Annotated in this window: 19 protein-coding genes; 4 read left to right on the forward strand and 15 right to left on the reverse strand. The window is 57.9% G+C overall.

Annotated features, from left to right (window positions below):
- Positions 1-12 precede the first annotated feature (12 nt).
- The 3 genes from NAT49_RS02365 to mtnA form a co-directional block, all read right to left on the reverse strand.
- Positions 13-1,299 (reverse strand): nucleotide sugar dehydrogenase, encoded by a 1,287-nt coding sequence (locus NAT49_RS02365; RefSeq protein WP_251590026.1) that lies wholly within the window; start codon positions 1,297-1,299, stop codon positions 13-15.
- Between the two features lie 2 nt (positions 1,300-1,301).
- On the reverse strand, positions 1,302-2,192 hold the full coding sequence (gene galU, locus NAT49_RS02370) for a UTP--glucose-1-phosphate uridylyltransferase GalU (protein ID WP_251590027.1): 891 nt from the start codon (positions 2,190-2,192) through the stop codon (positions 1,302-1,304).
- Between the two features lie 72 nt (positions 2,193-2,264).
- The gene (mtnA, locus tag NAT49_RS02375) at positions 2,265-3,311 is read right to left on the reverse strand and encodes an S-methyl-5-thioribose-1-phosphate isomerase (protein ID WP_251590028.1); all 1,047 of its coding nucleotides are present in this window, start codon (positions 3,309-3,311) and stop codon (positions 2,265-2,267) included.
- Between the two features lie 116 nt (positions 3,312-3,427).
- On the opposite strand from mtnA, the gene NAT49_RS02380 reads away from it, so the two are divergent.
- From NAT49_RS02380 to NAT49_RS02390, 3 genes are read left to right on the forward strand one after another with little or no spacing between them, the layout of a single operon-like run.
- The gene (locus tag NAT49_RS02380; protein ID WP_251590029.1) at positions 3,428-4,762 is read left to right on the forward strand and encodes a TRZ/ATZ family hydrolase; all 1,335 of its coding nucleotides are present in this window, start codon (positions 3,428-3,430) and stop codon (positions 4,760-4,762) included.
- Positions 4,759-5,481 (forward strand): bifunctional 2-polyprenyl-6-hydroxyphenol methylase/3-demethylubiquinol 3-O-methyltransferase UbiG, encoded by a 723-nt coding sequence (gene ubiG, locus NAT49_RS02385; protein ID WP_251590030.1) that lies wholly within the window; start codon positions 4,759-4,761, stop codon positions 5,479-5,481. The genes NAT49_RS02380 and ubiG overlap by 4 nt, the downstream gene beginning before the upstream one ends.
- A complete protein-coding gene (locus NAT49_RS02390; protein ID WP_251590031.1) occupies positions 5,478-6,149 on the forward strand; it encodes an HAD-IA family hydrolase in 672 nt (223 codons plus the stop codon). Before ubiG ends, NAT49_RS02390 begins: the two co-directional genes overlap by 4 nt.
- A gap of 77 nt (positions 6,150-6,226) precedes the next feature.
- On the opposite strand, the gene ybgF is transcribed toward NAT49_RS02390, so the two are convergent.
- From ybgF to NAT49_RS02450, 12 genes are all read right to left on the reverse strand, one after another.
- Complete coding sequence (ybgF, locus tag NAT49_RS02395; protein WP_251590032.1) at positions 6,227-6,943, reverse strand: tol-pal system protein YbgF; 717 nt, start codon at positions 6,941-6,943, stop codon at positions 6,227-6,229.
- 57 nt (positions 6,944-7,000) lie between these two features.
- Positions 7,001-7,510 carry a peptidoglycan-associated lipoprotein Pal gene (gene pal / locus NAT49_RS02400; protein ID WP_251590033.1) on the reverse strand — a complete coding sequence of 170 codons (510 nt, stop codon included), beginning with the start codon at positions 7,508-7,510 and terminating at the stop codon, positions 7,001-7,003.
- Between the two features lie 48 nt (positions 7,511-7,558).
- Positions 7,559-8,857, reverse strand: a complete 1,299-nt coding sequence (gene tolB / locus NAT49_RS02405; protein ID WP_251590035.1) for a Tol-Pal system beta propeller repeat protein TolB — start codon at positions 8,855-8,857, stop codon at positions 7,559-7,561.
- Positions 8,857-9,981 (reverse strand): cell envelope integrity protein TolA, encoded by a 1,125-nt coding sequence (gene tolA / locus NAT49_RS02410; RefSeq protein ID WP_251590036.1) that lies wholly within the window; start codon positions 9,979-9,981, stop codon positions 8,857-8,859. The genes tolB and tolA overlap by 1 nt, the downstream gene beginning before the upstream one ends.
- Positions 9,982-9,990: 9 nt before the next feature.
- On the reverse strand, positions 9,991-10,425 hold the full coding sequence (tolR, locus tag NAT49_RS02415; protein WP_251590037.1) for a protein TolR: 435 nt from the start codon (positions 10,423-10,425) through the stop codon (positions 9,991-9,993).
- A gap of 2 nt (positions 10,426-10,427) precedes the next feature.
- Positions 10,428-11,111: a protein TolQ gene (tolQ, locus tag NAT49_RS02420; RefSeq protein ID WP_285836022.1), complete on the reverse strand. Its 684-nt coding sequence runs from the start codon at positions 11,109-11,111 to the stop codon at positions 10,428-10,430.
- Positions 11,112-11,144: 33 nt separating this feature from the next.
- Positions 11,145-11,543 (reverse strand): tol-pal system-associated acyl-CoA thioesterase, encoded by a 399-nt coding sequence (gene ybgC, locus NAT49_RS02425; RefSeq protein WP_251590039.1) that lies wholly within the window; start codon positions 11,541-11,543, stop codon positions 11,145-11,147.
- Between the two features lies 1 nt (position 11,544).
- Positions 11,545-12,582 (reverse strand): Holliday junction branch migration DNA helicase RuvB, encoded by a 1,038-nt coding sequence (gene ruvB, locus NAT49_RS02430; RefSeq protein ID WP_251590040.1) that lies wholly within the window; start codon positions 12,580-12,582, stop codon positions 11,545-11,547.
- 1 nt (position 12,583) lies between these two features.
- On the reverse strand, positions 12,584-13,204 hold the full coding sequence (gene ruvA / locus NAT49_RS02435) for a Holliday junction branch migration protein RuvA (protein ID WP_251590042.1): 621 nt from the start codon (positions 13,202-13,204) through the stop codon (positions 12,584-12,586).
- A 106-nt stretch (positions 13,205-13,310) separates the two neighbouring features.
- Positions 13,311-13,847, reverse strand: coding sequence for a crossover junction endodeoxyribonuclease RuvC (gene ruvC / locus NAT49_RS02440; protein WP_251590044.1), 537 nt, complete (start codon positions 13,845-13,847; stop codon positions 13,311-13,313).
- A gap of 100 nt (positions 13,848-13,947) precedes the next feature.
- Entirely contained in the window at positions 13,948-15,714 is a 1,767-nt protein-coding gene (aspS, locus tag NAT49_RS02445; RefSeq protein WP_251590046.1) for an aspartate--tRNA ligase, read from the reverse strand.
- A gap of 99 nt (positions 15,715-15,813) precedes the next feature.
- Positions 15,814-16,071, reverse strand: a complete 258-nt coding sequence (locus NAT49_RS02450; RefSeq protein WP_251590048.1) for an FmdB family zinc ribbon protein — start codon at positions 16,069-16,071, stop codon at positions 15,814-15,816.
- 194 nt (positions 16,072-16,265) lie between these two features.
- Between NAT49_RS02450 and NAT49_RS02455 the strand changes: the two genes are divergently transcribed.
- The gene (locus tag NAT49_RS02455; protein ID WP_251590049.1) at positions 16,266-17,207 is read left to right on the forward strand and encodes a D-2-hydroxyacid dehydrogenase; all 942 of its coding nucleotides are present in this window, start codon (positions 16,266-16,268) and stop codon (positions 17,205-17,207) included.
- Positions 17,208-17,209: the final 2 nt, after the last annotated feature.

Genomic DNA, 17,209 nt, shown 5'->3' on the forward strand with positions numbered 1-17,209 from the left:
TCCACCGTCACGCTAGCGAGGGTCGGCGCGACGACCGATGCCCCGATAGATGAAGCCCTTGTCAGCCACATAGGCGGGGTCATAGATATTGCGCCCATCAAGAATGAGCGGCGTTTTGAGCAGAGTGCTCAAGCGCTGCCATTCGGGGTTCCAATACCCTTTCCATTCGGTGACAAGCAGAAGTGCTTCTGCGCCGTCACACGCTTCATAGGCACTGTTGGCAAGTGTCAGGAGCGGATGGTCACCGAAGAACTCCTTGAGCCGAGGCAATGCCATCGGATCGTGAACCTGCACCTTGACGCCCTGGGCGAACAGCGCCTGCATCAGCGCGATCGACGGCGCGTTGTCGATGCTTGCCGTGTGAGGCTTGAACGAGGCGCCCCAAATGGCGACCGTCTTGCCGGCAAGCTGCCCTTCATAGTGCTGCCAGAGCTTTCTGAACAGGGTTTCCTTCTTGTGCTCGTTAATATCGAGCACTTGCTGCATGAGCTGGGAATCCCTGCCCTTTTCCGCCTGGATTTCCGAAAGGCGCGTCAAATGCTGGGCAAAGTTCGGGCCACCGAAACCGCACCCCGGGTAGAGGTACTGATGTCCGATGCGAGGGTCGGCGCCCATGCCTCGTCGTACCACTTCAACGTCGACGTTCATCGTATCGGCAAGGCTTGCCAGCTCGTTCATGTAGCTGATGCGCGTCGCCAGCATGCCGATGATTGCGAGCTTGGTGAACTCGGCGGCCTTGCAGGGCATCAACTGGAACGAATCTTCGCGCCGGTTGAAGGCGCGCAGCAGTTCACGAATCTGCTTGATGGCAAACTCATCATCACTGCCTAGAAGAATGCGGGTCGGCCGGGTGAACATGGCCATCGCCCGCCCTTCTTCCAGCATGTCCGGCAGTGCGACACACGCCTGACCCGGTCGAGTAAACAGATTCGACAGTGTTTCCGTGTACCCGATCGGGAACGTGCTGTTGTTGACGATGACGAACTCGCCCTTCTCCTTGGCAAGTACGGTCTGAACCCAGTCTCGGGCGTAGTCGTGCTTGTCGGGATCGAGCGCGAGCCAATAGATGTTAGCCCGGGGCAGCCCGCTCTGCTTGTCGCAAATGGTGAGCGACCCCTGTGCGCGCGCCTGATCGAGCTGGGCCTTGAGACCCGGCTCGCTGTTCAGCCACTCGCTCTCTTCGAGCCGTTCAAAGGGCGTGTCGGGGTGCGGCCACCAATGTACACGGTGGCCAACCATGGAAAGCGCGGTCGCGGCAGTGGCCGCACTCAACGTACTTCCGTGTACAACGACTTGCATGATTATCCCTCTTGGCTATAGCGGGTCAGAAGTTCACGGAATCCTTCGCCGAATTTCGGATGACGCTTGGCAAAGGACAGCGTGGCTTCCAGGTAGCCTAGCTGATGACCGCAATCGTAGGTATCGCCCTGCATGCGATACGCCGCTACGTCGCTTTCTCCGCGAAGCGCGTCGATCGCGTCGGTCAGCTGAATTTCGTTGCCTGCACCCGGCTTGGTTTCGGCAAGCAGCGGGAAGATGCGGCCCGGAAGCAGGTAACGGCCGATGACGGCAAGGGTAGACGGCTCTTCACCGGTGGCCGGTTTTTCGACCATGCCTGTGATCTTGGCGCTCTGACCCGGAGACGGCGCATCGCCTTCGAGGGCCACGATGCCATACTTGTAGGCAACTTCCTGCGGAACGCTTTCAACCATGATCTGCGCCTGACCGGTTGCGTCATAGGCTTCGATCATGCCGCGAAGGTCGTTCTTGTCGCGACCGTCACAGTCAACGAGCACGTCCGGCAGAAGAACCGCGAATGGCTCTTCATCGCCGATGACAGAGCGAGCGCAGGCAACGGCGTGACCGAGGCCGAGGGCCTGATGCTGGCGAACGCTGATGATGGACACATCGCTTGGGACAATGTTGCGTACTTCATCGAGCAGTTCGTCTTTGCCTTTGGCTTCGAGCTGGTTTTCGAGCTCGAAGTGCGTATCGAAATGGTTTTCGATCGCTGACTTGGTGGCATGCGTGACGAGAATGATCTCTTTGATGCCTGCTTCGACCGCTTCCTGAACGACGTACTGGATCACCGGCTTGTCGACGATGGTGATCATTTCCTTTGGAATGGCCTTGGAGGCAGGCAGACAACGAGTACCAAAACCGGCGACGGGCAAGACTGCTTTACGGATCATTCCTTGGTCCTTTATTTGATTGGGGGTGGCAACATATCAGACCGATCATGACATGTCTGTGCGTAACTGGGTTTAAACTTTAACATGGTTTTCGATTTTTTCCCGACACGGCGTCTCGATGACCCCCTGCTCGGTAACGAGCGCATCGATCAGTGTATGAGGCGTAATATCGAAGGCCGGATTGAAGGCGCGGATGCCGTCCGGCGCGATCCGCGTGCCGCCTTGATAGAACAACTCGTCTTCCGAGCGCGTCTCTATCGGAATGTGTGACCCATCCGGAATCGAGAGGTCGAACGTGCTGATCGGTGCTGCGACCATGACGCGCATGCCGTGATGGCGAGCCGCAATGGCAAGCGTGTAGGTGCCGATCTTGTTGGCAACGTCTCCGTTGGCAGCGATGCGATCAGCACCGACAATGAGCCACCGGGTTTTGCCGCTTGAAAAGGTCAGTCCTGCGGCACCCTCGGTTTGAAGCGCCATTGAAATGCCGGACTGTTGAAGCTCCCAGGCGGTCAACCGAGCGCCCTGCATCCAGGGGCGGGTTTCATTGACCACCACATGGTCGATCACCCCTCGAGACCAGGCAGTCTGTATGATGCCGAGCGCCGTTCCATGCCCACCGGTTGCAAGTGCCCCGGTGTTGCAGTGCGTCATCACGGCAAAGGACGCGGGTTCCTGCTGCGCCAGAAAGGCGGCGCCGTGCTCGGCCAGCGTGAGGTTGTTTTCGATGTCTTCTCGATGAATCGCCTCGGCTTCGTGCACAAGGGCATCGATGGCAGGCTGCGGGGCTGAATGCTTTTTAAGTACGCCAAGCATTCGATCGATGGCCCATTGAAGATTGACTGCCGTCGGCCGTGACTGGGCCAGGCGAGCACAGTCATCGATGATCGGATCGATCGTGGAGGCCGCCCGGTGAGCGATGGCCGAGAGGACAACGCCGTAGGCCGCCGCGATCCCGATGGCCGGCGCCCCACGAACCACCATGGTCTGAATGGCCTCGTTGACCTGATCAACGTGCGTACATTCAAGCCAGCGGGTGTCGACGGGCAGCGCCCGCTGATCGAGCAGCCAGAGTGTATTGCCCTGCCAATCGATGGCGCTGTTAAGCGGTGTGCACATAGAAAACGAGTTCCTGAAAAAGAAAGACAGATGTGCAAGCGATTAGGCGCCTGTACCTGACCCCGGCCGGTCTAACCGCTAGAATAGAGATCCATCTTACAAGGAGCCTATATACGATGTCTTCGCCCCAGTCGATCCAGTTATTGCTCGAATGTCGGTGGGTCCTGCCAATGACGGACGATCAGCCTGTACTTGAACATCAGGCGATCGCAATCGATCAAGGGCGCATCATCGATCTAGGCCCCATCGATCAGATTGCGCCCAGATACTGCGCCGAGACGCACCACCGACTGACCGAGCACGCCGTGCTGCCGGGGTTTGTCAATGCGCATAATCATGCCGGCATGAGCCTTTTGCGTGGCTACGCCGATGATCTTCCGCTGATGACCTGGCTCAATGAGCACATCTGGCCGGCGGAGGCCCGCTTCATGCAAGGCGAGTTTGTTGCCGATGGCACGCGGCTGGCGATGGCGGAAATGATCCGCTCCGGAACCACCACGTTTTCCGACATGTACCTGGCCCCGGAAGACGTAGTTGAGCCGATCGTGGCCTGCGGCATGCGCGCGCAGCTCTGCACGCCCTTGATCGACTTCGAAATCCCCTGGTCAAAAAATTTCAGCCATGGGCTCGATAAGACCCGGGCCCTAATGGATCAGGTGGCTCCCCATGACACGTTGACCCTCGCCTTCGGCCCCCACGCGCCCTATACGGTGAGCGATGACAGTCTGGCAATGCTTTACAAGGCGCAGCAGTCGCTGGGGCTTCCGATTCAGATGCACGTGCACGAAACCGCCGATGAAATTGAGCAGGAGCGAGCCAAGACCGGCCGTCGCCCTCTTTCGAGACTGGCCTCGGCGGGGCTGCTCGGCCCAAACTTTCAGGCAGTGCACATGACGCAACTCGACGCCTCGGACATGGCGCTTGTGGCCGAGTCAAACACGTCGATCATTCACTGCCCCCAGTCGAACCTGAAACTGGCAAGCGGCATGTGTCCGGTCACGGAGCTTCGTGCTCAAGGCACGGTGGTCGGCCTTGGCACCGACGGTGCGTGCAGCAACAACGATCTGGATATGTTCGATGAAATGAAAACGGCAGCGCTTCTTGCCAAGGGGGTAAGCCGAAACGCGCAGTCCCTGCCGGCAATGGACGCGCTTGCCATGGCGACCCGTGAAAGCGCGCGCGCGATCGGATTGGGCGACCGCGTCGGTCAGCTGAAGCCCGGTTTCGAGGCCGATCTGATGGCGGTCGATTTGAACGCGCTCAATACCCTCCCCGTTCACCATCCGGAATCGGCGCTGGTGTATGCGGTCAATAGCCGTCAGGTCACCCACGTCTGGGTCAAGGGATCACCGCTTTTAAGTGATGGCCGATTAACCCGCATCGATGAAGCGGCCCTGATTGATACCGTCGAGGTTCGACGCAACGAAATGAGCAAGGAAGGCACGGCATGACAACGCAGACAGAGAATGTGGATCGCGCTGAAATCGACAAGTTTGAAGCGCTGGCGGAACGCTGGTGGGACCGAGACGGTGAATTCAAGCCGCTGCACGACATCAACCCGCTTCGACTCGACTACATCGACCAGCGTGCGCATCTGATTGGTAAGACCGTTGTGGATATCGGCTGCGGGGGTGGGCTTCTAAGCGAGGCCATGGCCTATCGCGGTGCACAGGTGACCGGCATCGACATGGGAGAGGCACCGCTGGCAGTCGCACGACTTCACCAGGAAGAAAGTGGCATCAACGTTGATTACCGCTGTATCAGTGCCGAAAAGCTTGCCGATGAACACGCCGGTATGTTCGATGTCGTCACGTGCATGGAGATGCTTGAGCATGTGCCTGAACCGGCAAGCGTGATCGAGGCCTGCGCGCGTCTGGTCAAGCCGGGTGGGCATGTATTCTTCTCGACCATCAATCGACATCCAAAGGCGTACGCCCTGGCGGTGGTCGGTGCCGAATATGTGTTGGGGCTTCTGCCCAAGGGCACCCATGATTACAAAAAGTTCATCCGGCCATCAGAAATGGCGCGCTGGGCACGCCAGGCCGGGCTCTCTCCGCAGGATTTGACCGGGATGCAGTACAACCCGTTGACCCGAGGTTACCGTCTGTCGTCAAACGATTTGAAGGTCAACTACTTTGCCCATTTCCGCAAGGAAGAGACCGCCTCATGACGCTGCCGGCCCCTGCAGCAATTCTGTTCGACCTCGACGGCACGCTTGTCGATACCGCGCCGGATCTGGCGCGGGCCACCAATCGATTGCGAAAACACTATGGTCGCCCTGCGCTGGATGAAACAACGATCCGGCGCGAGGTCTCTCACGGTGGCAGTGCGCTGGTGACACTTGCGCTCGATATGCCCATTGATCACCCGGAGCACGATGCCTGTCGGACACAGCTTCTGGAATTCTATGGCGAGGATGTGGCCGTTGACAGTCGGCTCTTCGACGGTTTTGCCGATCTGGTGCAGGCGTTCAAGCGGCGTGCCGTGCCTTGGGGAATCGTTACCAATAAGCCCCGACAGTTTGCGGTGCCCCTGCTTGAGGCACTGAATGTACAGCCTGATGTCCTGCTGTGCGCGGATGATCTTCCCGTGAAAAAACCAGATCCTACGCCGCTGCTGGTTGCGGCCGAGCGGCTCGGCGTGTCACCAAGTGCGTGCTGGTATCTGGGCGATCATGAGCGTGATGTCGATGCCGCTCGACGCGCCGGCATGGTGGCGATTGCGGTGGGTTACGGCTATCTGCGAGATGAGGATGATCCAGCCTCGTGGTCAGCGGATCTTTTGTTTGATACGCCAGCCGACACCACCAAGGCACTTCGAGCGCAGCTGGGTCTTTAGACGCGAATGTGTTCAAAAGGATGAGCCGTTTGAAAGCCATCATGCCCAAAGGGGAAAGCGGCGTATCGCCGCTTTTCTCAGCGCATCTGATCGATGAAGTTCTGCGACTTGGTCGCTGCACCGGAATTGGGGTAGTCGCTAACGACTTGCTTCAATAGCGCCATGGCCTTGGAACCATTACCTAGCCGAGCCTCGACCAAGCCCAGGCGATACATCGCATCGGGCACCTTGCTGCTGTTGCTGTACTTGTCGAGTACCGTCTGAAACGCACCGGCTGATTTACTCAGCTGCGACTTGGCCGCATAGGACTCGCCGAGCCAATAATAGGCGTTGGCGTTCAGATTCGACTCCGGATAGCTCGCAGTGAATTTCTCAAAGGCATCGATTGCCTCGTCGAACTTGCGGCTTTGAACGTTCGAAAATGCGTCCTGATAGGCCTGCTGCGCGCCATCATTACCCGTCGCTGCGGTACTAGACCCCTGGCGGGCCGCCGTCGAGATCGGATCGCTATCCTCGTTCGAGCTCGCCTGATTCGACGTCGACGCACTCTGGCTATCGGCGTTGGACAGACGCTGCTCGAGATCCATATAACGTTTCTGGGACAGTTCTTTCTGTTCTTGAAGCTGATGTTTCAGCTCTTCGATTTGCCCACGCAGCGCATTGATATCCTGCTGCTGGCTTTGAAGCTGATTGAAGGTAGACAGACCGCCGGAGCTGATGCCGGTCTGATCGTAGAGGGAGTTCGATTGTGCGGCGAGTGCTGGGGAGAGCCCCGCAACGGACAGCGGGAGCATTAAAGCTCCCGCGCCGCACAGTCTTTTCAGACTGTAGTTCATGCAATACTCCGCGTCTTAGTAGTCAAAGACGACACGACGGTTCTCGGCGTAGGCAGACTCGGAGTGCCCTTCAACTGCCGGACGCTCTTCGCCGTAGCTCACGACTTCGATCTGTGAAGCTGAAACGCCCTGCATGACCAGGTACTGTTTGACAGCATTCGCACGGCGCTCGCCGAGGGCCAGGTTGTATTCACGGGTGCCACGCTCATCGGCGTAACCCTGCAGAACAACGCTTGCACTCTGGTTGGCTTTCAGATACGCCGCGTGGCCGTTCAGTACCTGCTCGTACTTGGACTGAATGGTTTCCTGGTCGAACTCGAAGTAGATGGTCATGACGTCAGGCATCTGGACGTTCATGTTCTGACCGCTGTTCATGCCCTGGCTGGATGTGCCAGACGTCATGCCATCGGTATCCATGGTGCCACTTCCTGTGCCGTCTTGCGTGCCACCACCGCTGGAGCAGCCGGCGATTACTGCAAATGAAAGTGCGGCTGCCAGAGTTTTGGCTGTCGTGGTGAACTGCATAGGACTCTCCTTGCTCTTTAAAAGTACAACAAATACTAGCTTAGCGTTTTAGTCCGTAAAGGGCGACCACGCCGGTTCACGAACATTCCCTTTTGTTGATGGAATCACGAATTCCGCTTTCCCATCGTCTGACACCAAGCCGAGAACTCCTTGAGTTCCCCGCTGAGTGGCATATTCCACCATTGTCCCGTTCGGTGCAATGGTCGGTGCCTCGTCCCAGCGTGTTTTTGTAAGCACTGTAACACGACCGTTTTCAAGGCTTTGTTTTGCAACGTGATAGCCACTGTCATCACGAGTAACCATGAAGATGTTCTTGCCATCAGGACTGTAGTGACCGCCGGCATTGTAGGGACCTGTGAAGGTTTTGCGGCTGACCTGACCACTGCCGAGGGTGTATTCGTAGAGCTGTGGTCCGCCGCTGCGATCGGAGGTAAAGAGGATGTGCTGACCATCCGGAGACCAGCTTGGCTCGGTATTGATCGCGCTCGAATTGGTAAGTCGCGTCAATGAACGATCGGCAAGATTCATGACATAGATTTCAGGATGCCCGCTTTTTGAAAGCGACATGGCCAGGCGACGTCCATCCGGTGACCAGGCCGGTGCGCCATTGATGCCCTTGAACGACGTCAACTTGATGCGCTTGCCGCTGGTAAGCTGTTGGACGTAAATGGCCGGTCGGCCGCCCTCAAATGACACGTAGGCCAGCTTTTTGCCATCGGGAGACCATGCCGGCGATAGAATTGGCTCGTTGGAACTCAAGACCTGGCGAGCGTTGTAGCCATCATAGTCTGAAACGTTCAAGGTAAACTGCATGTTCTGATCGGTGCCGGTTGCACTGACGTAGGCGATCTGCGTCGAAAATGCGCCACGAACATCCGTGATCTTCTTGTAGATTTGATCGGCAATGAAGTGCGCGCCTGCGCGTAGCTGATCCCTTGAGGCGCTGACATACTGACCCAGTACACGTTTTTGCCCCAGCACATCATGCAGTTCGAAGCTGATCTTGTAGCCATTGCCTTCTGGTGTCATCTTGCCGACCACCACATAGTTGGCATTGATCATCTTCCAGTCGCTGTAGTTGAGGGTGTCCCCCGCGCCTGGCAGTGAAATCAGATCCTTGCGGTCGATCGGATCGAAGCGACCGCTGTGCTCGAGGTCATCGGCAACGACCTGGGCAACATCGGTGCCGGGGGATGTGCCCTCCCCCTTGAACGGAACGACCGCAATTGGAATCGCTTGATCATTACCCTTGGTAATTTCGATGGTCAGGTCATTGGCCGCCATGGCCGTCCTGGCGGCAAGCGCCATGACGATAAAGGCCAGCGCGGCTCGTAGCATTTGTCTCATCAGCGCACATCCTCCGGATTGAACAGCAGATTGAACTCTCTGAATTGTGTTTGTTGGGCGGGCGACAGCTGTTGCAGCTCCTTGAACGGTGCCGCCTGTTGCACCGCGCGGATCGCCGATTGATCGAACGCCGCATTGCCGCTACTGCGTGTTACTCGAACATCGACCAGCTCACCGGTCGGCAACAGTTTAAGTGTAAGCGTTGCCTTGATGTCCGGGCTCAGATTATCGGGTTGACGCCACGCCTGCTCGACATAGCGCCGGACCAGATTCTTGAAGCCATTGGCAGCCTCCTGCGCCTGTTTTGCGTTGGAAATGGACTGCTTCTCATCGCTTACGGCACTGCCGAACGCATCCTGGCTTGCTGCGGCGGCTGCGGCGGCCAGCTTTTTCTGACGCTCGGCTTCTTTCTGAGCTGCGGCCTTTTTCTTGGCCTCTGCTTCGGCTTTCTTCTTGGCCTCTGCTTCAGCTTTCTTCTTGGCCTCTGCTTCGGCTTTTTGCTTGGCCTCTGCTTCGGCTTTTTGCTTGGCGGCTGCTTCAGCCTTTTGCTTGGCCTCTGCTTCAGCCTTTTGCTTGGCGGCTGCTTCGGCTTTTTGCTTGGCGGCTGCTTCAGCCTTTTGCTTGGCCTCTGCTTCGGCTTTTTGCTTGGCGGCTGCTTCAGCCTTTTGCTTGGCCTCTGCTTCGGCTTTTTGCTTGGCGGCTGCTTCAGCCTTTTGCTTGGCGGCTGCTTCAGCCTTTTGCTTGGCGGCTGCTTCAGCCTTTTGCTTGGCGGCTGCTTCGGCTTTTTGCTTGGCGGCTGCTTCAGCTTGCTTCAGGTCAACCTGGTCGTCGCTTGGAGCGGTCTCAGCAGGCTCTGGTGCCGCCGTCTCTTTCTCTGGGGTCGGTGCTTCGGACTGTTTTTCCGGCGCGTCGGGCATGGCCGTGCCCTTGGCCTCAGAGGGGCGCTGAGGCTTGTCAGTGGCGGTTTCCATTTGAACGAGGCGCGCATTGACGATGGCATTGGAGCTTTCGTCAGGCTTCTTTTCCGGCCAGGTCATCAGAGTAAGGCCAAGAATGCCGCCATGGAGCGCCAGCGCAAGAGCCAGAGGCAGGCCATAGCCGGGCGGGCGTGAATGATAAGCCATCGTGTGTTCCTAGTTCGCGCTGGGCGGATCGGAAATCAGACCGACATTTGGCACACCTGCGCCCTGTAACGTACTCATGAGCGTGACGATCTGCCCATAGGTCGCGTTGGTGTCTCCGCGCACCATGACCGGTGTCTTGGGGTTGCGAGTGACGATCTTGACCACTTGGTCGCCGATTTCATCAAGCTCGATCGGCTTTTCGTGATCATCGCCCAGGTTGATGTAGTACTGCCCGGCCTTGTCGACCGAGACAATGACCGGGTCCGCCTGGTTTTCGATCGGCTCGGAACTGACCTTCGGCAACTCGACATCGACCCCTTGATTCATCATCGGGGCGGTAATCATGAAGATGATCAAAAGCACCAGCATGACATCGATGAACGGGACGACGTTGATCTCGCTCGAGAGCTTGCGACGTTTTCGTCGATTGTAGGGGCCCTGCATGATCAGTGCTCCTTGCTCTTCTCATCCTGTTCACGCGATTGAACATTTCGGTGCAGGATGGAATGAAATTCCTCGGCAAAATCTTCAAGGCGGCCCATCTGCCGGTCGCTCTTGGTGGTCAGCCGGTTGTAGAAGATAACGGCCGGAATGGCAGCGAACAGACCCATGGCGGTGGCGACGAGCGCCTCGGCAATCCACGGTGCAACTGTTGCAAGCGTTGCCTGCTGAGCGTTACCCAGCGCCTGGAAGGAGCCCATGATGCCCCATACCGTGCCGAAAAGACCGATGTAGGGGCTGGACGAGCTGATCGTTGCAAGGATCGGCAAGTGCTGATTGAGCCGCTCTTCTTCTCTTGAAAGCGCAACACGCATGGCGCGCTGAACGCCATCCAGCACCGCCTGATTGCTTCGGGCCTTGGGCATCAGTCGATTGAACTCGCGAAAGCCCGCACGAAAGACGTGGGCCGCACCAGTGGCACCTTCTGACGGAACTTCGCGATAAAGCTCATTGAGATCCACACCGGACCAGAACCGGGTTTCGAACTTGGTGTATTCCTTTTCTTCGCGCCGCAGACCGAAGCTTTTTTGAAAGATGAGCACCCAGGACAGAATGGAGGCAGCAAGCAGGATCAACATCACCACCTGGACAATCAGGCTGGCGTGAAGAAAGAGCGACACAATGGACATCGAATCGTTCACGGAAATTCCTCGTAACTCGGACTAGTGGTCGTTGGTGAAAGCGGCGTTGAACACGGACGGCCAACGCATCGGTCGCTGCCGGTGGGCATCGATGCATGCTATGTCGACCTCGGCATCGCACAGGTGTTCCCCGTTGCATTCAATACGCTGCTCGAACACGGCCGAACAGGATGAATGACGAAGCACTGTTGTGCTCACCGACAGGACATCATCGAGCCGGGCCGGACGTTTGAAACGGCAGGTGATCGAGCGAACGACCAACTGCACGCCTTGATCCAGAAGCCCCTGTTGCTCAAGACCCAGATCGCGGAGCCATTCGGTCCGAGCCCGTTCGAAATAGTGAAGATAGCGGGCATGATAGACGATCCGGCCGGCGTCGGTATCTTCGATGTAGACGCGAACGTGGATCTGACTGCTCATGTCATTCCTGTACTCTTGGCGCTTCACCGGCCATGCGCGATGGCGGCGGAAGCTCGAAATGGGTGTACGCCAGACGGGTCACCATGCGCCCGCGAGCGGTTCTGAGCATGAATCCCTGCTGAATCAGGTAGGGTTCAAGCACATCCTCGATGGTGTCACGCTCTTCGCTGATGGCCGCGGCAAGACTCTCGACACCGACCGGCCCGCCGTCGAACTTGTCGATCATGGCCAGAAGAAGCCGCCGGTCCATGTGATCCAACCCATGACGGTCGACGTGCAGCATGTTCAGGGCAATATCGGCAATCTCGGCGGTCAGCCGGCCATCGCCCTTGACCTCGGCAACATCTCGCACCCGACGAAGCAGCCGATTGGCGATGCGCGGTGTCCCGCGTGAGCGCCGTGCAATCTCAAGCGCGCCTTCGGGCTCACTCTCAAGGCCCAGAAGCCTTGCCGAGCGCGTAACGATCTGGCTCAGCTCATCGATCTGATAGAACTCGAGGCGCTGCACGATGCCGAAACGGTCCCTCAGCGGCGAGGTCAAAAGCCCCGCACGGGTGGTTGCGCCTACAAGGGTAAAGCGTGGCAGATCGATCTTGATGGACCGCGCCGCCGGCCCTTCACCGATCATGATGTCGAGCTGAAAATCCTCCATGGCGGGATAGAGAATTTCCTCAATGTTGGCTGACATGCGGTGAATTTCATCGATGAACAGCACGTCGCCTTCGCTCAGGCTTGTAAGAAGCGCGGCGAGATCGCCGGCCTTTTCAAGCACGGGGCCGGAGGTTGCCGTCAGCTCGCTGCCCATTTCGGTGGCGATGATGTTGGCAAGCGTGGTCTTGCCAAGCCCCGGCGGGCCAAATACCAAGGTGTGATCGAGTGCATCGCCGCGCTGTCTGGCGGCGGTAATGAAAATATCGAGCTGGTCACGCACCTGGCGCTGGCCGATGTAGTCGGACAGGCGCTTGGGGCGAATGGCTGAATCGGCGCGCTCTTCGTGACTGTCGGTTTTGGGACTGATCAAGCGATCGGATTCAATCATCTCAGCGCCCTACTCCCATCTTGCGTGTCAGCGCCGCCTTGATGACGGCCTCGGTCGGCTGTTCGGTGTCGATATCGGCCAGCATCTTCGCGGCTTCAGTCGGTTTGTAGCCAAGCGCGACCAGCGCCGACTCGGAATCGGCGTAATTGTCCTGTCGGACAGGGGTTGCTGTGCTGTTCGCGGTGGCGTCGTCGCTGTATAGGTCGTGGGTCGTGGTCCATTTGCTCAGACGGTCGCGCAGTTCGATGATCAATCGATCGGCGGTTTTTTTGCCAACACCCGGCAAACGCGTGAGCGCCTTGCTGTCTTCATCCATCACGCAGCGAATCAGAACGTCCTTTTCCATGCCGGAAAGGATCGCCAGGGCAAGCCGGGGGCCAACGCCTGAGATTCGAATAAGCTCGCGAAAGAGCTGCCGCTCTTCTTCATGGAAAAAACCATAAAGCAGATGGGCGTCTTCGCGTACGGCCAAATGGGTATACAGGAGCGCCATCTGCCCGGGTTCGGGCATGTGAATGAGCGTAGTCATGGAGGCTTCGAGTTCGTAACCGATGCCATGTACGTCGATCACAACCAGCGGCGGGCGCTTTTCGAGTATGGTTCCGTAAAGGCGACCAATCATGAGATGAGATTCCAACGCTTGGCTTGCAAACGGCCACTATACTTGCGCCCCTGACGATTGACCAGAGAGGCTGCGTTACGGTTGGTAGTTGGTTGAAAACAGGCCGTTAGACCGAAAATTGACGCCAGCTCTTGCGCCCGCTGCTGCGTCGCTTCTGACTGTGGGAGCGCCCCGAAACGCCGCGGCAGGCGTAATGGTGGGTCAATGCGATGGCGAGCGCATCTGAGGCGTCGCTTTGCAGAGGACCATCGATGCCAAGCGTCAGCGTGACCATTTGTTGAACCTGGTGCTTGTCGGCGTTGCCATGACCGGCCACGGTCTGCTTGATGTGGCGGGCCGCGTACTCGGCAACCTCAAGCCCATGATTGGCACCACAGACAATGGCTGCGCCTCTGGCCTGGCCGAGCTTCAGCGCGGAGTCGGCGTTCTTTGACATGAAAACCTGCTCGATGGCGAGTTCTGCCGGGCGGTGACGGGCGATCAGCTCACTGACGCCTGCGTAGATTTGTGCAAGTTTCTGGGGAAGGTCTGGTGCCGTGATGCGAATACAGCCGCTGTCCATATAGCGAATCTGGCCATCCGTAATATCGATCACCCCAAAGCCTGTGCGGATGGAACCTGGGTCGATGCCAAGAATGATCATGGTTGCCCTCTTCCTTTGGACCTGGATGCGTTTGGGATCAACCCTGTAAAGGTGAACGCATGAACGGGAAAGGGCCGCACTGTGGCGGCCCTTGTCTTGATCATTCGCTGGCTTTTGCCTTCAGGCGAATGTTGAGTTCCTTGAGCTGCTGGGCAGACACATCCCCTGGCGCATCGGTCATCATGCAGGCCGCACTCTGGGTTTTCGGGAACGCGATCACATCACGGATGGTACGCCCACCGGTCATCAGCATGACAAGCCGGTCGAGGCCGAAGGCCAGACCACCGTGGGGTGGCGCGCCGAATTGAAGTGCGTCCAGCAGGAAGCCGAATTTTTCAGTGGCTTCCTCTTCACCGATACCAAGCACCTCAAAGACCGCTCGCTGCATATCCTGATTGTGAATACGGATCGAGCCGCCGCCGAGTTCGGTGCCGTTCAATACCATGTCGTAGGCACGCGACAGGGCCTTCTCCGGTGCGGCCTTGAGCTCATCGGCGCTGCAGGACGGTGCGGTAAACGGATGGTGAAGCGCGCTCAGGCGGCCACTGTCTTCACGCTCGAACATCGGGAAATCGACGACCCACAGCGGTGCCCACTCACTGGTGTAAAGCTCAAGGTCTTCACCGAGTTTAACGCGCAGCGCACCGAGCGCTTCCGAGACGATCTTGGCGGTATCGGCACCAAAGAAAACGATGTCGCCATCTTCAGCGCCTACGCGGTCAAGTACGTCACCGACGACGTTTTCCATGAACTTGACGATGGGTGACTGCAGCCCCTCAAGGCCGCTGGCGCGATCATTGACCTTGATGTAGGCAAGGCCACGCGCGCCGTAGATGCCCACGAACTTGGTGTATTCGTCGATTTCCTTGCGGGTGAGCTTGGCGCCATTGGGCACACGAAGCGCCGTCACGCGGCCGTTTTCATCGTTGGCCGGGCCCGAGAACACCTTGAAGTCGACGTGTTTCAGGAGATCATCGACATCAACCAGCTCAAGCGGGATGCGAAGGTCCGGCTTGTCGGAGCCAAAGCGGCGCATGGCGTCGGCGTAGGTCATCTGCGGGAAGGCAGGAAGCGTTACATCAAGCACATCGCTGAAGAGCTGACGAATCATCTCCTCGGTCAGGCCCATGATGTCGTTTTCGTCGACGAACGAGGCCTCGAGGTCGATCTGGGTAAATTCCGGCTGACGGTCGGCGCGCAGGTCCTCGTCGCGGAAACACTTGGCGATCTGATAATAGCGGTCGAAGCCGGACACCATCAGAAGCTGCTTGAAGAGCTGTGGCGATTGCGGGAGCGCAAAGAACTGACCGCCGTGGGTTCGACTCGGCACCAGATAATCCCGCGCGCCTTCCGGCGTTGCACGCGTAAGAATCGGTGTTTCGACGTCGAGAAAGTCGTTGCCTTCAAGATAGGCACGGACGCTGTGTGTAATGCGAGAGCGCAGCTTGAAACGCTCGATCATTTCAGGACGACGCAGATCGATGTAGCGGTACTTGAGACGGGTCTCTTCCCCGACCTTGCCGTGCTCGTCGAGCTGGAACGGCGGCGTGGCTGCAGCGTTCAGGACTTCAACGTCGTGGGCGAGCACTTCGATCAGACCAGTTGGCATGTTCGAATTCTGGGTGCCTTCCGGGCGAAGACGAATGCGGCCCTTGATGCGCAGCACATACTCGCTTCGCGCCTTGTCCGCCTGTTCGAAGGCATTGGGCGTGTCGGGATCGACGACCACCTGGGCCACGCCTTCGCGGTCGCGCATATCAAGAAAGATCACGCCCCCGTGGTCGCGGCGGCGATGCACCCAACCACATAGGGTAACGTCGTGATCTACCAGGGTTTCGTTCAATTGGCCGCAATAATGGCTGCGCATGCTAAATCAATCCCGTCATGTTGTTTGATGGAAAATGGAAACGGCTCGCTTGTTGAGGCAAGCAGAGCCGTGAAATGTCAGATCGACATGAGTGTCGGATCAGTTTGACGAGGTGCTTGAGTCGCTCGCCTTTGGTGCGGTCGACGTGTCGCCATTGGCCAGATTCTTCTTGGCGCCGGATTTGAAATCGGTTTCGTACCAGCCGCCTCCGGCCAGTCTGAATCCAGCGGCGGATACGAGCCGCGTCAATGCCTGTTCATCGCAGGCCGGGCACTGCGTCAGTGGTTCGGCGCTGATTTTTTGCAGTTTCTCAAGGCGCTGACCGCACGCCTTGCATTGGTATTCGTAGATGGGCATGTTAGTTGATCCTAAAAATGGCGATCTCTAACGAATCGCGACGACTCTACCACCCAAGCGGTGGCGTCCAGCGCTGATATCGGGACTAGATGTTTCAAACTCAAGTCGCTACAGCAACAATGCCAACCGGCGCCCCATTATAGCGCGGCTTCAACCTTATGGGGCAACCCGGATTACATCGAGATGGAGCTTTCATGAACGCAGTGCTTCTAGACACCGACTCACTGGGCAGTGGTTTGGATTTTTCAGAGCTTGAGCGCGTGCTGCCGGGCATCGTCTGTTACGGCATGACCGAAAAAAACGACGTGATGGAACGAGTTGAGCACGCGGACGTCGTATTGACCAATAAAGTCGTGATCGATGCCGAGACGATGGCCTCGGCCAAACATCTCAAGCTGATCTGTGTTCTGGCGACCGGCACCAATAATGTTGATCTCGAGACGGCCCGCGCGCGTGGCATCGAGGTTCGAAACGTGACCAACTACGGTACCGCATCGGTTGCCCAGCATACCCTGATGATGATGCTGGCCTTGGCAACGAAGCTGCCAAGCTATCAGCAGGATGTACGTCAGGGTGCCTGGGAAGAAAGTCCATTTTTCTGCCTGCTCGGCCACCCTGTCACCCAGCTTGCCGGCAAGACGCTGGTGATCGTCGGCTCGGGCACACTTGGCAAACACGTCGCGCGCCTTGCCGAGGCATTCGAGATGAACGTGCACTTCAGTGCCCGCCCCGGTTCGACGGATGATGTCCGCCCGTCACTCATGACGCTACTACCGTCTGCAGATGTTGTCTCGCTCCATTGCCCGTTGACCACGGAGACCGAGCATCTGATCGACGATGCGGCGCTCAAGGCAATGAAGCCAGAGGCGTTTTTGGTGAACTGCGCGCGTGGTGGTGTTATCGATGAGAAGGCAGCCTTGAGCGCCCTGCGCGAGAAGCGCATTGCCGGGCTTGCGATCGACGTTCTCCCTGAAGAGCCGCCAAGGAAAGGCCACGATGTGTTGCAGGCCCTTCGCGATGAGCCTGCACTTAACCTGATCGTGACACCCCACAGCGCCTGGGCTTCCCACGAGGCGCGTCAGACCATTATTGAACTGACTGCCAAAAACGTGATTGAGGTGTTTGAAGAACGATAGGG

Origin of the sequence: Larsenimonas suaedae, assembly GCF_023712105.1 — a bacterium.
Taxonomy (GTDB): Bacteria; Pseudomonadota; Gammaproteobacteria; order Pseudomonadales; family Halomonadaceae; genus Larsenimonas; species Larsenimonas suaedae.

What these genes read in the sequence shown, in the direction of transcription:
- NAT49_RS02365 (WP_251590026.1), bottom strand. Translation starts at nt 1,299, where the DNA reads ATGCAAGTCGTTGTACACGGAAGTACGTTGAGTGCGGCCACTGCCGCG.
- galU (WP_251590027.1), bottom strand. Translation starts at nt 2,192, where the DNA reads ATGATCCGTAAAGCAGTCTTGCCCGTCGCCGGTTTTGGTACTCGTTGT.
- mtnA (WP_251590028.1), bottom strand. Translation starts at nt 3,311, where the DNA reads ATGTGCACACCGCTTAACAGCGCCATCGATTGGCAGGGCAATACACTC.
- NAT49_RS02380 (WP_251590029.1), top strand. Translation starts at nt 3,428, where the DNA reads ATGTCTTCGCCCCAGTCGATCCAGTTATTGCTCGAATGTCGGTGGGTC.
- ubiG (WP_251590030.1), top strand. Translation starts at nt 4,759, where the DNA reads ATGACAACGCAGACAGAGAATGTGGATCGCGCTGAAATCGACAAGTTT.
- NAT49_RS02390 (WP_251590031.1), top strand. Translation starts at nt 5,478, where the DNA reads ATGACGCTGCCGGCCCCTGCAGCAATTCTGTTCGACCTCGACGGCACG.
- ybgF (WP_251590032.1), bottom strand. Translation starts at nt 6,943, where the DNA reads ATGCTCCCGCTGTCCGTTGCGGGGCTCTCCCCAGCACTCGCCGCACAA.
- pal (WP_251590033.1), bottom strand. Translation starts at nt 7,510, where the DNA reads ATGCAGTTCACCACGACAGCCAAAACTCTGGCAGCCGCACTTTCATTT.
- tolB (WP_251590035.1), bottom strand. Translation starts at nt 8,857, where the DNA reads ATGAGACAAATGCTACGAGCCGCGCTGGCCTTTATCGTCATGGCGCTT.
- tolA (WP_251590036.1), bottom strand. Translation starts at nt 9,981, where the DNA reads ATGGCTTATCATTCACGCCCGCCCGGCTATGGCCTGCCTCTGGCTCTT.
- tolR (WP_251590037.1), bottom strand. Translation starts at nt 10,425, where the DNA reads ATGCAGGGCCCCTACAATCGACGAAAACGTCGCAAGCTCTCGAGCGAG.
- tolQ (WP_285836022.1), bottom strand. Translation starts at nt 11,111, where the DNA reads ATGTCCATTGTGTCGCTCTTTCTTCACGCCAGCCTGATTGTCCAGGTG.
- ybgC (WP_251590039.1), bottom strand. Translation starts at nt 11,543, where the DNA reads ATGAGCAGTCAGATCCACGTTCGCGTCTACATCGAAGATACCGACGCC.
- ruvB (WP_251590040.1), bottom strand. Translation starts at nt 12,582, where the DNA reads ATGATTGAATCCGATCGCTTGATCAGTCCCAAAACCGACAGTCACGAA.
- ruvA (WP_251590042.1), bottom strand. Translation starts at nt 13,204, where the DNA reads ATGATTGGTCGCCTTTACGGAACCATACTCGAAAAGCGCCCGCCGCTG.
- ruvC (WP_251590044.1), bottom strand. Translation starts at nt 13,847, where the DNA reads ATGATCATTCTTGGCATCGACCCAGGTTCCATCCGCACAGGCTTTGGG.
- aspS (WP_251590046.1), bottom strand. Translation starts at nt 15,714, where the DNA reads ATGCGCAGCCATTATTGCGGCCAATTGAACGAAACCCTGGTAGATCAC.
- NAT49_RS02450 (WP_251590048.1), bottom strand. Translation starts at nt 16,071, where the DNA reads ATGCCCATCTACGAATACCAATGCAAGGCGTGCGGTCAGCGCCTTGAG.
- NAT49_RS02455 (WP_251590049.1), top strand. Translation starts at nt 16,266, where the DNA reads ATGAACGCAGTGCTTCTAGACACCGACTCACTGGGCAGTGGTTTGGAT.